The 13,944-nt window shown below is 59.6% G+C and carries 15 protein-coding genes; 11 read left to right on the top strand and 4 right to left on the bottom strand.

What is annotated here, in order from left to right; genetic code table 11:
• The first annotated feature begins 4 nt into the window (after positions 1-4).
• Entirely contained in the window at positions 5-1,192 is a 1,188-nt protein-coding gene (gene zigA, locus ACMGGW_RS11770) for a zinc metallochaperone GTPase ZigA (protein WP_197832012.1), read from the top strand.
• Between the two features lie 193 nt (positions 1,193-1,385).
• On the opposite strand, the gene pspF is transcribed toward zigA, so the two are convergent.
• Positions 1,386-2,393 (bottom strand): phage shock protein operon transcriptional activator, encoded by a 1,008-nt coding sequence (pspF, locus tag ACMGGW_RS11765; RefSeq protein WP_025303001.1) that lies wholly within the window; start codon positions 2,391-2,393, stop codon positions 1,386-1,388.
• A gap of 184 nt (positions 2,394-2,577) precedes the next feature.
• Between pspF and pspA the strand changes: the two genes are divergently transcribed.
• From pspA to tyrR, 7 genes are all read left to right on the top strand, one after another.
• Positions 2,578-3,243: a phage shock protein PspA gene (gene pspA, locus ACMGGW_RS11760; protein ID WP_025303000.1), complete on the top strand. Its 666-nt coding sequence runs from the start codon at positions 2,578-2,580 to the stop codon at positions 3,241-3,243.
• Positions 3,244-3,306: 63 nt separating this feature from the next.
• Positions 3,307-3,534, top strand: a complete 228-nt coding sequence (gene pspB, locus ACMGGW_RS11755) for an envelope stress response membrane protein PspB (protein WP_004930553.1) — start codon at positions 3,307-3,309, stop codon at positions 3,532-3,534.
• Entirely contained in the window at positions 3,534-3,893 is a 360-nt protein-coding gene (pspC, locus tag ACMGGW_RS11750) for an envelope stress response membrane protein PspC (protein ID WP_004930552.1), read from the top strand. The genes pspB and pspC overlap by 1 nt, the downstream gene beginning before the upstream one ends.
• Positions 3,894-3,989: 96 nt before the next feature.
• Positions 3,990-4,256, top strand: coding sequence for a phage shock protein PspD (gene pspD / locus ACMGGW_RS11745; protein ID WP_025302999.1), 267 nt, complete (start codon positions 3,990-3,992; stop codon positions 4,254-4,256).
• Positions 4,237-5,634, top strand: a complete 1,398-nt coding sequence (locus tag ACMGGW_RS11740; protein ID WP_025302998.1) for a YcjX family protein — start codon at positions 4,237-4,239, stop codon at positions 5,632-5,634. The genes pspD and ACMGGW_RS11740 overlap by 20 nt, the downstream gene beginning before the upstream one ends.
• Entirely contained in the window at positions 5,631-6,692 is a 1,062-nt protein-coding gene (locus ACMGGW_RS11735) for a YcjF family protein (protein ID WP_004930545.1), read from the top strand. The genes ACMGGW_RS11740 and ACMGGW_RS11735 overlap by 4 nt, the downstream gene beginning before the upstream one ends.
• Positions 6,693-7,005: 313 nt before the next feature.
• Positions 7,006-8,577 (top strand): transcriptional regulator TyrR, encoded by a 1,572-nt coding sequence (tyrR, locus tag ACMGGW_RS11730; RefSeq protein WP_025302997.1) that lies wholly within the window; start codon positions 7,006-7,008, stop codon positions 8,575-8,577.
• A gap of 57 nt (positions 8,578-8,634) precedes the next feature.
• Here tyrR and tpx read toward each other — a convergent pair whose 3' ends face one another.
• Positions 8,635-9,138 carry a thiol peroxidase gene (gene tpx / locus ACMGGW_RS11725; protein ID WP_004930536.1) on the bottom strand — a complete coding sequence of 168 codons (504 nt, stop codon included), beginning with the start codon at positions 9,136-9,138 and terminating at the stop codon, positions 8,635-8,637.
• A gap of 225 nt (positions 9,139-9,363) precedes the next feature.
• Here tpx and ycjG point away from each other — a divergent pair, with 225 nt between their 5' ends.
• Complete coding sequence (gene ycjG / locus ACMGGW_RS11720) at positions 9,364-10,338, top strand: L-Ala-D/L-Glu epimerase (protein WP_049207462.1); 975 nt, start codon at positions 9,364-9,366, stop codon at positions 10,336-10,338.
• A gap of 3 nt (positions 10,339-10,341) precedes the next feature.
• On the opposite strand, the gene mpaA is transcribed toward ycjG, so the two are convergent.
• Positions 10,342-11,049, bottom strand: a complete 708-nt coding sequence (gene mpaA, locus ACMGGW_RS11715) for a murein tripeptide amidase MpaA (protein WP_049205472.1) — start codon at positions 11,047-11,049, stop codon at positions 10,342-10,344.
• A gap of 206 nt (positions 11,050-11,255) precedes the next feature.
• Between mpaA and ACMGGW_RS11710 the strand changes: the two genes are divergently transcribed.
• Entirely contained in the window at positions 11,256-11,606 is a 351-nt protein-coding gene (locus ACMGGW_RS11710; protein ID WP_025302994.1) for a hypothetical protein, read from the top strand.
• Between the two features lie 158 nt (positions 11,607-11,764).
• Positions 11,765-13,399 carry a peptide ABC transporter substrate-binding protein gene (locus ACMGGW_RS11705; RefSeq protein ID WP_049205471.1) on the top strand — a complete coding sequence of 545 codons (1,635 nt, stop codon included), beginning with the start codon at positions 11,765-11,767 and terminating at the stop codon, positions 13,397-13,399.
• Between the two features lie 160 nt (positions 13,400-13,559).
• On the opposite strand, the gene ACMGGW_RS11700 is transcribed toward ACMGGW_RS11705, so the two are convergent.
• Positions 13,560-13,808, bottom strand: coding sequence for a hypothetical protein (locus ACMGGW_RS11700; RefSeq protein ID WP_004930507.1), 249 nt, complete (start codon positions 13,806-13,808; stop codon positions 13,560-13,562).
• Between the last annotated feature and the right edge of the window lie 136 nt (positions 13,809-13,944).

Here is a 13,944-nt window from a genome sequence, read left to right as displayed (position 1 = left end):
TCTCATGAAACAACTTCCCGTGACCGTGCTTTCCGGCTTTCTCGGCGCCGGCAAGACCACGGTGCTGAACCACATCCTGAACAACCGGCATGGCATGCGCGTGGCGGTGATCGTCAACGACATGAGCGAGGTGAATATCGACGCCGCGCTGGTGGAGAATGAAGTGCACCTCGATCGCCAGCAGGAAAAGCTGGTGGAGATGAGCAACGGCTGCATCTGCTGTACGCTGCGCGAAGACCTGCTGGTGTCGGTGCGCGAGCTGGCGCAGGACGGGCGCTTCGATTATCTGCTGATCGAATCGAGCGGCATCTCCGAACCGCTGCCGGTGGCGGAAACCTTTACTTTCGAGGATGAAGAAGGGGAAAGCCTGTCGCAGTTCGCCCGGCTGGATACCCTGGTGACGGTGGTCGACGGGGTAAATTTCATCCAGCAATATCAGCAGGCGCAAAGCCTGCAGGAGGCCGGTCAAAGCCTGGGCGAGGACGATCTGCGCAGCGTGGCGGACCTGTTGATTGAGCAGATCGAATTCTGCGACGTGATCCTGGTCAGCAAAACCGATCTATTGACGCCAACCCAGCAGGGCGAAGTGATGGCGCTGCTGGCCAGCCTGAACCCCGACGCCCGCATTGTGCCGATCGCGCCGGGCAAACTGCCGCTGGAGGTAGTGCTGAATACCGGCAGCTTCAGCTTTGAAAAGGCTCAGCAGGCACCCGGCTGGCTGAAAGAGCTGCGCGGCGAACACGTGCCGGAAACGGAAAGCTACGGCATCAGTAGCTTTGTCTATCAGGCGCGGCGGCCGTTTGCGCCGGACAAGTTCTACCGCGTGATCAACGGCGACTGGGGAGGCGGCAAGCTGCTGCGGTCGAAGGGCTTCTTCTGGCTGGCGACGCGGCCGCGGCAGGCCGGGCAGTGGAGCCAGGCGGGCGGCATCGCCCATTATGGCCTCGCGGGCACCTTTTGGCGCGCCATCCCGCAAGACAACTGGCCACAGGATCCCGAAACGCGGGCGCATATTCAGGAGAAATGGGTGGAACCGTTCGGCGACATGCGCCAGGAGCTGGTGTTTATCGGCCAGCATTTACAGCAGGCGACGATCGTGCGTCTGCTGGACGACTGCCTGTTGAGCGACGATGAAATGGCCGCCGGCGTGGACTATTGGCTGGACATGGCAGACCCGTTCCCTGAGTGGTAATTGCGCAATCTTCGTGTGGAGATGAGAAAAATTCTCAACAAAGTGCTTTACAGACGATACTGATAACTATTATCATCGCCTGGCAGTTCACGGAAGGCCACAGTTTGCGGCTCTGATGTGGAAGGCACGACATTGCTCACATTGCTTCCAGTGTTTTTTAAGCCAGCTCGGGTGCTGGCTTTTTTTTTGCCTGTTATTCCTCGTCCGCTTCGCCGTTTTGCAGCAGCGCATGCTTTTTCAGCATACCGCGCAGCTGATGATAGGTGAGCCCCAGCAGCTGCGCCGCCTTGCGCTGATTGAACCGCCCCTGCTGCAGCGCCGCTTCGATCAATGCCTTCTCCTGCTCAAGCTGCCAGAGTTTCAAATCCAACGGCAGCGGCGGTAACGCGCCGGCGTCTTCAGGAATGGGCGCGACCGGCGTGGCCTCGCGTGGCGCAAACGGGTTGATGACGATCTCATCCAGCGGGCTGTCGCTGTCGCCGTGACGATAGACTGAACGCTCCACCACGTTTTTCAGTTCGCGCACGTTGCCCGGCCAGCCATACTCGAGCAACGTTTGCCTGGCACGTTCGGTAAAGCCGGGAAACAGCGGCAGCGCCAGCTCGCGGCACATTTGAATGGCGAAATGCTCGGCCAACAGCATGATATCGGGCCGCCGTTGGCGCAGTGGCGGCAGTTGCACCACGTCGAACGCCAGCCGATCTAGCAGATCGGCGCGGAATTTGCCCGCCGCCGCCAGCGCCGGCAGATCGTCGTTGGTGGCGCACACCAGGCGCACATCCACCCGCAGCGGCTGGCTGCCGCCCACGCGTTCCAGCTGGCCGTATTCGATCACCCGCAGCAATTTCTCCTGCACCAGCATCGGTGCGGTCGCCAGCTCATCGAGGAACAGCGTACCGCCGTCGGCGCGTTCGAAGCGGCCCAGATGGCGCTTTTGGGCGCCGGTAAACGCGCCGGCCTCGTGGCCGAACAGTTCGGAATCCAGCAGGTTTTCATTCAGCGCCGCGCAGTTAAGCGAGATGAACGGCCCTTGCCAACGGTTGGAGAGGTAGTGCAGACGGTGGGCGATCAACTCCTTGCCGGTGCCGCGTTCGCCGATCACCAGCACCGGCTTGTTCAGCTTTGCCACCTGGGAGACTTGCTCCAAGACTTCGACAAAGGCGTTTGCTTCGCCCAACAAATTCTCTGGCTGTTCGTTCATGATGAAATTCGCCAATGTTTGGTGAAAATAATCACTCTACAGCAAGCGCGCAGAGAGTCAAAAATAAAGAGTTGTTGTTTTTCAATGAAATAAAAGTTGGCACGGGTTTTGATTGTCTCTTTGGGCAAGCTGTACGACTTAACGCGGCGCTTCAGACGCCATCAGAACCAAGAGGAAGTGAATTATGGGTATTTTTTCTCGTTTTGCCGACATCGTGAACGCCAACATCAACACCCTGCTGGACAAGGCGGAAGATCCGCAGAAGCTGGTGCGGTTGATGATCCAAGAGATGGAAGACACGCTGGTTGAAGTTCGCTCTACGTCGGCGCGTGCGCTGGCGGAGAAAAAGCAGCTGCTGCGTCGCATCGAGCAGGGTGAAAACCAGGTCAGTGACTGGCAGGAAAAAGCCGAACTGGCGCTGCGCAAAGATAAAGAAGACTTGGCCCGTGCGGCGCTGATCGAAAAACAAAAAGTGGCCGATCTGATCGCTACGCTGACGCAGGAAGTGGCGACCGTAGAAGAAACGCTGGCGCGCATGAAGAGCGAAATCGGCGAGCTGGAAAACAAGCTGACCGAAACCCGTGCGCGGCAGCAGGCGTTGGCGCTGCGTCATCAGGCCGCATCTTCTTCTCGTGACGTGCGCCGCCAGCTCGACAGCGGCAAGCTGGATGAGGCGATGGCGCGTTTCGAACAGTTCGAACGTCGCATCGACCATATGGAAGCCGAAGCGGAAAGCATCAGCATTGGTAAAAAGAAGTCGCTGGACCAGGAGTTTGCCGAGCTGAAAGCCGACGACGCCATCAGTGAGCAGCTGGCGGCGCTGAAAGCCAAAATGAACCGCTCCGAGTAAGGCGAGCCGCGGCCACACGCCGGAGGTGGCCGCCTATCCAGGATCCGATAAGAAGGAACAACAATGAGTGCTTTATTACTTGCCATTCCGCTGACAATTTTCGTGCTGTTTGTCGCGCCGATTTGGCTTTGGCTGCATTACAGCAATCGGCAACAGACCGGCATACAGCTGAGTCAGCAAGAAATGCAGCGCCTGGCGCAGCTGGCGGAAGATGCCAAACGCATGCGTGAACGCATTCAGGCGCTGGAAGAGATCCTCGATGCGGAACACCCGAACTGGAGACAGTCCTGATGAGCACGACGCTGGGCAGTAAAAAGCTTTATCGCGTTCCCGAAGAAGGCATGGTGAAAGGCGTCTGCGCCGGTTTGGCGCACTATTTCGACGTACCGGTGCGACTGATCCGCGTGATGGTGGTGCTGTCGCTGTTCTTCGGGCTGTTCTTCTTCACGCTGGTGGCCTATATCGCGCTGGTGTTCGTGTTGGATGAAGCGCCGGCCAGCCGTTTCGAAGGCGAGCATCAGAAGACGCCGCGCCAGCTGCTCGATCAGCTGGAGTATGAGTTGGGCAGCGGCGAGCAGCAGCTGCGTCAGGTCGAGCGCTACGTGACGTCCGATACCTTCGGCGTACAGAGCCGTTTCCGCAAGCTGTAACCCTTCTTGCGATACCCGGCCTGCGCAGGCCGGGCATCTTCGCCGCCGTTATCCCGTTGAATGTAACCTTAATCTCTTGTGCCGGAGGGCATTGTCATGAATAAAATCGATGTTGCAAACACCGCCAGAACGGGTGGATTTAAACGAGGAGCGGCGGCAATGTTGAAGACATTGGCTAAAGTCATCATCATAGCGTTATTGAACTATGGCCCGGCGGGCGCCGCCGGCTGGCTGCTGAAAACCGTCGGCCGTAAACCGGTGCGCGTCGTGCTGGCGCTGGTGCTGGAACCGCTGTTCCGTAAAGGCCTGAACAAGGCATTCGGGCGTTACGTCAAGGAGAGCAATGAAACGACTGCAAAATGAGTTAACCTCGCTGGTCAACCGCGGAATGGATCGCCATCTGCGCCTGGCAGTGACCGGCCTGAGCCGCAGCGGCAAAACCGCCTTTATCACCGCCTTCGTCAACCAACTGCTGCATGTGCACAGCGGCGCGCGCATGCCGCTGTTTTCACCGGTGCGCGAAGAGCGCCTGCTGGGCGTCAAACGCATCCCGCAACGCGATCTCGGCATCCAGCGTTTCACCTATGACGAAGGGCTGGCGCAGCTGTACGGCACGCCGCCGGCCTGGCCGACGCCGACGCGCGGCGTCAGCGAAATCCGGCTGGCGCTGCGTTACCGCTCCAACGATTCGCTGCTGCGGCACTTCAAAGACACCTCCACGCTGTACCTGGAGATCGTCGATTATCCGGGCGAATGGTTGCTGGATCTGCCGATGCTCGAACAGGATTACCTGGCCTGGTCGCGCCAGATGACCGGGCTGCTGCAGGGCGAACGCGCCGAATGGGCCAAGCCCTGGCTTGAACTGTGCAAGGCCTGCGATCCGCTGGCCCCGGCCGACGAAAACCGGCTGGCGGCGATCGCCCAGGCCTACACCGATTATCTGTTGCGCTGCAAAAGCGAAGGGCTGCACTTCATTCAGCCGGGGCGTTTCGTGCTGCCGGGCGACATGGCCGGCGCGCCGGCGCTGCAGTTTTTCCCGTGGCCCGACGTGGCCGCGATCGGCGAATCGAAGCTGGCGCAGGCCGACAAACACACCAACATCGGCATGTTGCGCGCTCGCTTCAACTATTACTGCCAGTCGATCGTCAAAAACTTCTACAAAGAACACTTCGTTCGTTTCGATCGGCAAATCGTGCTGGTTGACTGCCTGCAGCCGCTCAACAGCGGCCCGCAGGCGTTCAACGACATGCGCCTGGCGCTGACCCAACTGATGCAGAGCTTCCATTACGGCAAGCGCACGCTGTTTCGCCGCTTGTTCTCGCCGACCATCGACAAACTGATGTTCGCCGCCACCAAGGCGGACCATATCACCGCCGATCAGCACGCCAATCTGGTGTCATTGCTGCAGCAGCTGGTGCAAGAGGCGTGGCAGAACGCGGCGTTCGAGGGCATTAGCATGGATTGCGTCGGCCTGGCCTCGGTGCAGGCGACCGAGAGCGGCATCGTCGATCACCAGGGGCAACGCATTCCGGCATTGAAGGGCAACCGCCTGAGCGACGGCGCGCCGCTGACGGTGTTCCCCGGCGAAGTGCCCGCCCGCCTGCCGGGACCGGCGTTCTGGCAGAACCAGGGGTTCCACTTCGATGAGTTTCGTCCGCGCGCCATGAGCGTGGACAGCCCGTTACCGCACATCCGTCTGGATGCGGTGATGGAGTTTTTATTGGGAGACAAATTGCGATGAGCGAGCCGATCAAACCGCGTATCGATTTTGACGAGCCGCTGCAGCCGCCGCAGGAGCCGGCGTTGCGCGCCGGCGTCGCTTTCGATGCCGAACAGGCAGAAAGCTTTTTCCCGGCGGCGCCGGAACTGCAGCAGGAAGAGGAAGAAGGGCGCGCCGAAGGCATCATCAACGCCGCGCTGAAACCTAAACGCAGCCTGTGGCGCAAAATGGTCACTGCCGGGCTGGCGCTGTTCGGCGTCAGCGTGGTGGCGCAGGGCGTGCAGTGGGTGCATACCGCTTGGGTGCAACAGGACTGGATCGCCATGGGCGGCGGCGTGGCCGGCGGCCTGATCGTGTTCGCCGGCGTCGGTTCGGTGGTCACCGAATGGCGGCGTTTGTATCGGCTGCGCCAGCGCGCAGAAGAGCGCGACGTGGCGCGCGAGCTGTTGCACAGCCACGGGCTGGGGCAAGGGCGCGAATTCTGCGAGAAGCTGGCGCGTCAGGCCGGGCTGGATCAGGGGCATCCGGCGTTGCAGCGCTGGCAGGCCTCGCTGCATGAAACCCAAAATGACCGTGAAGTGGTGGAGCTGTACGCCAAGCTGGTACAGCCAGTGCTCGACAACCAGGCGCGGCGCGAAATCAGCCGCTCCGCCGCCGAATCGACGCTGATGATTGCCGTCAGCCCGTTGGCGCTGGTGGACATGGCGTTTATCGCCTGGCGCAACATCCGTTTGATTAACCGCATCGCGGCGCTGTACGGCATCGAACTGGGTTACTTCAGCCGCATTCGTCTGTTCCGCCTGGTGCTGCTCAACATCGCCTTCGCCGGCGCCTCTGAACTGGTGCGTGAAGTGGGCATGGACTGGATGTCGCAGGATCTGGCGGCGCGGCTATCGGCGCGCGCGGCGCAGGGCATCGGCGCGGGGTTGTTGACCGCGCGGTTGGGCATCAAGGCGATGGAGCTGTGTCGCCCGCTGCCGTGGCTGGAAGGGGAAAAACCGAAGCTTGGCGATTTCCGCAGCCAGCTGATCGGCCAGTTGAAAGACACGCTGAAAAAGAGCGACGGCAAGGCCAAATAACCCCGCGACGGCGCTCCCAGGAGCGCCGTTTTCTCAACGGCACCGACGCCGGACGTAATCGAGACTTGACGACAGTCGATCCCCCTGTGATTGCGTGATAAATCTCTGCAAAATTAATTCTGGTTGTGATAACTCTCTGTTTGTAGGCTAAAATGACGCCGATGCTGTTATCCGCTTGCGTTTAAAATCAGCAACCACGGCAATAAATCAGAGTTCTGTCAACTTTTGCTGACAGATCGCTTCTACCGCCCGGTGCGAGGGAGTATCATCATCGTCAACGATCCCCGCACCTGCAGAGATAAGGCCAACACTGATGCGTTTGGAAGTATTTTGCGAAGACCGCCTCGGTCTCACTCGAGAATTACTCGATCTTTTGGTATCGCGCAGCATTGACTTACGTGGCATCGAAATCGATCCCATCGGCCGCATTTACCTCAATTTCTCCCAGCTGGATTTCGATACTTTCCGCGCGCTGATGGCGGAGATCCGCCGCATCGCCGGCGTGACAGACGTGCGCACCGTCAGCTTTATGCCTTCCGAACGCGAACATCGCGCGCTGCGTGCGCTGCTGGAATCGATGCCGGAACCGGTGTTCTCTATCGACATGAAGGGCAAGGTCGAGCTGGCCAACCCGGCGGCGCAGGCGCTGTTCAGCCTGAACGAAGACAAGATCCGCAACCAGACCGCCGGGGCGCTGATCGGCGGCTATAACTTCAGCCGTTGGCTGGAGAGCGAGCATACGGCGCCGCACGCTGAGCGGGTGGTGATCCGCAGCCAGGACTTCCTGATGGACATCACGCCCATCTATCTGGAAGACGAACAGCAGCAGGCGGCCGCGGTCGGCGCGGTGGTGATGCTGAAGTCCACCGCGCGCATGGGCCGCCAGTTGCAAAATCTGTCGGTGAACGACGATACCGAATTCGACCACATCGTGGCGGTGAGCGCCAAGATGCGTCACGTGCTGGAGCAGGCGCGCAAGCTGGCGATGCTCGATGCGCCGCTGCTGATCGTCGGCGATACCGGTACCGGCAAGGATATTCTGGCCCGCGCCTGCCATTTGCGCAGCCCGCGTGGCAAACAGCCGTTCCTGGCGCTGAACTGCGCCGCGCTGCCGGATGACGTGGTGGAGAGCGAACTGTTCGGCCATGCGCCGGGCGCTTATCCCAACGCGCTGGAAGGCAAGAAGGGCTTCTTCGAGCAGGCCAACGGCGGTTCGGTGCTGCTGGATGAGATCGGCGAAATGTCGCCGCGTATGCAGACCAAGCTGCTGCGTTTCCTCAACGACGGCACGTTCCGCCGCGTTGGCGAAGAGCATGAGGTGCACGTCGACGTGCGCGTGATCTGCGCCACCCAGAAAAACCTTACCGAGTTGGTGCAGCGCGGCGAATTCCGCGAAGATCTCTATTATCGCCTCAACGTACTGACCATCACCATCCCGCCGCTGCGCGAACGTCCGCAGGACATCATGCCGTTGACCGAGCTGTTCGTGGCGCGCTTCGCCGATGAGCAGGGGGTGGCGCGGCCCAAGCTGGCGAACGATCTGGGCGGCTTCCTCAGCAAGTACGGCTGGCCGGGCAACGTGCGTCAGCTGAAAAACGCTATCTACCGCGCGCTGACGCAAACCGAAGGCTACGAACTGCGGCCACAGGATATCGTGTTGCCGGAGTTTGAGGTGGAGATGTCGCTGGGCGACGAGGTGCTGGACGGTTCGCTGGACGACATCAGCAAGCGTTTCGAGCGCTCGGTGCTGACGCGCCTGTATCGCACCTATCCCAGCACCCGCAAGCTGGCGAAGCGGCTGGGCGTTTCCCATACCGCCATCGCCAACAAGCTGCGCGAGTATGGCCTGAGCAGCCGCAAAGGCGGCGCTGAGGGCGAAGAATAAGAAAGGCGCCTTGCGGCGCCTTTAATGGGTATCCAAAGCCGGCGAACGCCGGCTTTGTTATTTCAGCGCAGCCAGCGCCGCGTCGTAGTCAGGCTCGGTGGTGATTTCGTTCACCAGCTCGCTGTACAGCACGTTGTCCTGGCCATCCAGCACCACGACCGCACGCGCGGTCAGGCCTGCCAACGGGCCTTCGGCGATTTCGACGCCGTACGCCTGCTTGAACTCGGCGCCGCGCAGGGTAGACAGGGTAACCACGTTGCTCAGGCCTTCCGCGCCGCAGAAGCGAGACTGCGCGAACGGCAGATCGGCGGAGATGCACAGCACCACGGTGTTATCCAGGCCGCTGGCCAGCTGGTTGAATTTACGCACCGACGTCGCGCAGACGCCGGTATCGATGCTTGGGAAGATGTTCAGGACTTTGCGTTTACCCGCGAAGCTGCTCAGCGCCACGTCTGACAGGTCTTTGGCAACCAGCGAGAAGGCCTTGGCCTGTTCGCCCTGCTGTGGCAGTTTGCCTGCTACGCTGACCGGATTGCCTTGAAAATGTACTGTCTGAGTCATTGCTAGATTCCTTTTACAGGTGTTTATACAAAGGGTATGAACCTGATGAAACGGCGCGCCGGCAACGGCATTTAACATCAGGTTCACACCCTGGCGCCAGTTTATGACAACCGGGGCGGATTGGATATCAAAGTTTGCTAAATAGTTGTATATATTAGGCTGTTCTATAAAACATCACCGGCGCATCAGCCTGGCTGAATGCGCAGTTTTCGCTCAGGAGCCGTTATGAGAGACATGCGTTTTTACCCGGAAGCCTGGCCGCTGCATACTGCCTTCGTGATTGCGCGCGGCAGCCGCACCGAAGCCCGGGTGGTGGTGGTCGAAATCGAACAGCAGGGCGTGCGCGGCACCGGTGAATGTACGCCGTACCCGCGTTACGGCGAGAGCGAGGAATCGGTGATGGCACAGCTGGCAGAGATGGCGCCGGCGATCGCACAAGGCATGACCCGCGAACAGCTGTTGGTGCAGATGCCGGCGGGCGCCGCCCGCAACGCGCTGGATTCGGCGCTGTGGGATCTGGAGTGCCGCCTGCACGGGCAGAGCCTGTGGCAGCGCAGCGGTGTGACGGCCCCGGCGCATATCCGTATGGCGCAGACCGTCAGCATCGGCACGCCGGAAGCGATGGCCTTCGCCGCGCGTGAACTGGAGCAGCAGGGCGCCACGCTGCTGAAGATCAAACTCGACGATCACTATATCAGCGAACGATTGGTAGCGATCCGCGCCGCGGTACCGCAGGCGACGCTGATCGTCGACGCCAATGAGTCCTGGCAGGCGGAAGGGCTGGTGGCGCGCTGCCAGCTGCTGGCCGATCTCGGCGTGGCGATGCTGGAGCAGCCGCTGCCGGCCGGTGACGACGCTGCGTTGGAGCACTTTATCCATCCGCTGCCGATCTGCGCCGATGAGAGTTGCCACACCCGTGCCGATCTGCCGCGGCTGGCGCAACGCTATCAGATGGTCAATATCAAACTGGACAAAACCGGCGGCTTGACTGAGGCGTTGGCGCTGGCGCAGGCCGCGCGCGAACAAGGGTTCGCCATCATGCTCGGCTGCATGTTGTGCACGTCACGGGCGATATCCGCCGCCTTGCCGCTGGCGCCGGCGGCGCGCTTCGTCGATCTGGACGGCCCGACCTGGCTGGCGCGGGACGTCGAACCGGGTCTGGCGTTCGAATGCGGGGCGATCGTCGATATCGCCCCGTAGGGATTAATTCGGGTAGGTCAGCAGCTCGGTCATCGCGTCGATGTAGCGCTCGCTGGCGGCATCGGCGGAGATCGGCGGGAATTCGGCGGTGATGCACGGCAGCGACAGATCTGCGCACCAGCTGCCGAACGAACCGGGCGTTTCATAGCCGACGCTGGTCACCAGCGGCAGTTCGAACTTGTGCGACAGCCAAACGCCGAGCCGCGAGCTGGCGGGATCTTCGATGCAGGCCAGCGGTTCGTGGAACGACACCACCCAGTGCGGCTTCAGACGATGGATCAGATGACACAGCGCCTGGGTTTCCGGTTCGGAACCGGGGCGCCCACCGGTGGAGAGCTTGACGTCGCGCACCGGCGCCGCGCTGTTCCAGCGGTAGACGGTGTCGCCGGAGCGCCAGTTGGCAGCCGGGAAGTTGCGGTTCAGATCGACGCCGTTGGCATTGGCGCGCAGCCCCAGCTGACAGCCGTCGGGGTTGACCGCCAGCACCACGTGGTGGCGCAACTGTTCGGGGGCGATGCTGCGCAGCGCGCAAGATAGGGTCACGATGGCGGCGCTCTCATCGCCGTGGGTGCCGGCGATGATAAGCCCGGTCTCCGGGCCGCTGATCGCCGCCGGGAAATAGAGCAGCGGCGCGCCCAGCAGCGAGCTGCCGTAGTTCTCTCCTGCGATGGCCAACTGGCCACGTTCACTGCGTGGTCGATGTTCGGTCATGGTGTTGTCCCTGGATTAAAGGTCGAGAGTCATTGTCATTTTATTCAGTGTATTACGCTTTGAGGCATCTTTCCCATCGCAATTGTGCGACGTTTGCGCAATCTGTGACGCCGCGGCGGTGAAAACGCCAATTAAACCGCACCTGGCCTGACGCTGTTGTTATACTAACGGCAGAGCTAAGCCAATCACCCGCAAGAGGATTTAACATGCCAGTAGCCAGAATCATCGCCAGCTATAGCGAAAATGAAAATGACACCATCACGCTGCTGTGCGGCGTGGATGCTGAAAACCAGATCCGTCAGGGGGAATGGTTCGGCGTGGTGAAAAATGACGACGGGCGCGGGGACGAATCGAACTATCCGTTCACCCTGCATATCGATTACCAAAAAGATGTCTTCTACCTCGACTACGGCTACGACGACGCCGACGCGCGCCAGCTGCAAAAAACCGATATCTCGGCCCGTCCGCTGGCCGAGAAAGGCTTTTTCACCGTGTTCGATGAAGAAGAGGGTGAAGAGTTCAGCTACCGCATCAACAGCATCCACCTGTACGACTGACGGTCGCCGCTGCAAACACCGCCCGTGCCGCCCTGCGCCGCACGGGTTTTTTATTGCCTGAATCGCACTTTTTGCAACTTCTCGGCCGTGAGCGCTAGGCCGGACGGATCTTGTGCTATATGATAAAAAATTCAGATGGTTAACGGGGGTAAATCATAATGACGGGAAGAAAAATGCAACGGGGTTTTCGTTTGGCGCTTTGCGCGGCGGCGATCGGCGCCTGTATGAGCAGCGCTATGGCGGCGCAGGTTCCCCCGGGCACCGCGTTGGCGGCCAAACAGGAAATCGTGCGCCACATTAAAGACGAACCGGCCTCGCTCGATCCGATTAAAGCGGTAGGCCTGCCGGAGGCCCAGCTGGCGCGCGACCTGTTCGAAGGGCTGGTCAATCAGGACGCCAATGGGAAAGTGATCCCCGGTGTCGCCACGCGCTGGCAGACCAGCGATAACCAGACTTATATTTTCCATCTGCGCAAAGATGCGCGGTGGTCAAACGGTGACCCTGTCACGGCGAAGGATTTCGTCTACAGCTGGCAGCGGCTGGTCGAACCGAAAAACCTGTCGCCGTTCGCCTGGTTCGCGCAGTTAGCGGGGATCCAGAACGCCGAGCAGATCATCAGCGGCAAACTGCCGGCCGATCGCTTGGGCGTGTCGGCGCCGGACGACTATACGCTTAAAGTACAGCTGGACAAGCCGGTGCCGTACTTCGTCAGCCTGACGGCTAACTTCAGCCTGTTCCCGGTGAATAAGGCGGTGGTGGAAAAATACGGCAACGACTGGACCAAGGTCGGCAATCTGGTGGGCAACGGCGCGTTCAAACTGCAAGAGCGGGTGGTGAACGAGAAGCTGGTGCTGACGCCTAACGATCATTACTGGGATCATGCGCAAACCGTGCTGACCAAAGTGACCTTCGTGCCGATCAATCAGGAATCCAACGCCACCAAGCGTTACCTGGCGGGCGATATCGACATCACCGAATCCTTCCCGAAAAACATGTATCAGAAGCTGCTGAAAGATATTCCGGGGCAGGTGTACACGCCGGATCAGCTCGGCACCTATTACTACGCGTTCAACACCCAGCGCGCGCCGACCAACGACGTGCGGGTGCGCCAGGCCTTGTCCTACGCCATCGATCGCAAGATTATCGCGGAAAAAGTGCTGGGCACCGGCGAAAAACCGGCCTATCACTTCACGCCGGACGTGACTGCCGGGTTCAAACCGGAGGCGAGTTTGCTGCAACAGCAATCGCAGGCGGAGCTGGATGCGCAGGCCAAGGCGTTGTTGCAGGCGGCCGGTTACGGCCCGAACAACCCGCTGAAGCTGACGCTGTTGTATAACACCTCGGAAAGCCACCAGAAGATCGCCATCGCCGTGGCTTCAATGTGGAAGAAAAAGCTCGGCATTGACGTCAAGCTGCAAAACCAGGAGTGGAAAACCTATATCGACAGCCGTAATACCGGTAATTTCGACGTGATCCGCGCCTCCTGGGTAGGTGACTATAACGAGGCGTCGACCTTCCTGTCGCTGTTGACCTCTACCCACAGCGGCAACATTGCCAAGTTCAAGAACGCGGACTACGACAAGCTGCTGGCGCAGGCGGGGCGGGAAACCAACCCGGCGGCGGTGACCGCCGATTACAACAAGATGGAGCAAATCATTGCCGATCAGGCACCGATCGCGCCGATTTACCAGTACACCAACGGCCGCCTGATCAAACCGTGGGTAAAAGGCTACCCGATCACCAATCCGGAAGACGTGGCCTATAGCCAAACGATGTATATTATCAAACACTGATTGGGCTTATTTTTCACCCCCGCATAACGCGGGGGATTTATTTTTATTGACGGTTAAATGAAGAAGGTAATTAATTTATCCACGCGATAAACCCCGTTTAATAATAAACAGGGTTGCCATCATCACATTATTTTTTTGCTATTTCAGAGAGCGGTTACGCTTATAGACAGTCCCGCATGGCATCCACCACCACACGGCCGCTCATGTCGGTTTGGGTGATGCGATAGCTGGTGGGATAAGAGCGGCGAGTGCTGAAACGATCGTGGACGGAGACCTTGCCAATCTGCAGGCCAGCGGCGTTTTTTACCACGAATTCACTGATCTCTTCCTGCCCCTGGTTTTGCAAATGGATATTGCTGATTTTTTCCAGCGTATCGCTGGCGTTTATTTTTAAATGGTCGCGTAACATAACTACCTCCTCGTAGTGAGAAAAGTATATGCCCCTAAAATTTGCGCTGAAACAGCTTTATGTTGATTTATTATTATCATTTTGAATTAAAAGTGATAGCAATATGTTAAGTCATAATAATAACGGCATTACCAGT

The sequence above is a fragment of the Serratia sp. BNK-4 genome, from assembly GCF_048685115.1.
GTDB classification, from domain to species: domain Bacteria; phylum Pseudomonadota; class Gammaproteobacteria; order Enterobacterales; family Enterobacteriaceae; genus Serratia; species Serratia bockelmannii.
Note: the sequence above shows the minus strand (reverse complement) of the source record. Positions and strands in the feature narration are given on the sequence as shown.

Excerpts from the sequence above, each read along its gene's own strand:
- zigA (WP_197832012.1), top strand. The coding sequence starts at position 5 with ATGAAACAACTTCCCGTGACCGTGCTTTCCGGCTTTCTCGGCGCCGGC.
- pspF (WP_025303001.1), bottom strand. The coding sequence starts at position 2,393 with ATGAACGAACAGCCAGAGAATTTGTTGGGCGAAGCAAACGCCTTTGTC.
- pspA (WP_025303000.1), top strand. The coding sequence starts at position 2,578 with ATGGGTATTTTTTCTCGTTTTGCCGACATCGTGAACGCCAACATCAAC.
- pspB (WP_004930553.1), top strand. The coding sequence starts at position 3,307 with ATGAGTGCTTTATTACTTGCCATTCCGCTGACAATTTTCGTGCTGTTT.
- pspC (WP_004930552.1), top strand. The coding sequence starts at position 3,534 with ATGAGCACGACGCTGGGCAGTAAAAAGCTTTATCGCGTTCCCGAAGAA.
- pspD (WP_025302999.1), top strand. The coding sequence starts at position 3,990 with ATGAATAAAATCGATGTTGCAAACACCGCCAGAACGGGTGGATTTAAA.
- ACMGGW_RS11740 (WP_025302998.1), top strand. The coding sequence starts at position 4,237 with ATGAAACGACTGCAAAATGAGTTAACCTCGCTGGTCAACCGCGGAATG.
- ACMGGW_RS11735 (WP_004930545.1), top strand. The coding sequence starts at position 5,631 with ATGAGCGAGCCGATCAAACCGCGTATCGATTTTGACGAGCCGCTGCAG.
- tyrR (WP_025302997.1), top strand. The coding sequence starts at position 7,006 with ATGCGTTTGGAAGTATTTTGCGAAGACCGCCTCGGTCTCACTCGAGAA.
- tpx (WP_004930536.1), bottom strand. The coding sequence starts at position 9,138 with ATGACTCAGACAGTACATTTTCAAGGCAATCCGGTCAGCGTAGCAGGC.
- ycjG (WP_049207462.1), top strand. The coding sequence starts at position 9,364 with ATGAGAGACATGCGTTTTTACCCGGAAGCCTGGCCGCTGCATACTGCC.
- mpaA (WP_049205472.1), bottom strand. The coding sequence starts at position 11,049 with ATGACCGAACATCGACCACGCAGTGAACGTGGCCAGTTGGCCATCGCA.
- ACMGGW_RS11710 (WP_025302994.1), top strand. The coding sequence starts at position 11,256 with ATGCCAGTAGCCAGAATCATCGCCAGCTATAGCGAAAATGAAAATGAC.
- ACMGGW_RS11705 (WP_049205471.1), top strand. The coding sequence starts at position 11,765 with ATGACGGGAAGAAAAATGCAACGGGGTTTTCGTTTGGCGCTTTGCGCG.
- ACMGGW_RS11700 (WP_004930507.1), bottom strand. The coding sequence starts at position 13,808 with ATGTTACGCGACCATTTAAAAATAAACGCCAGCGATACGCTGGAAAAA.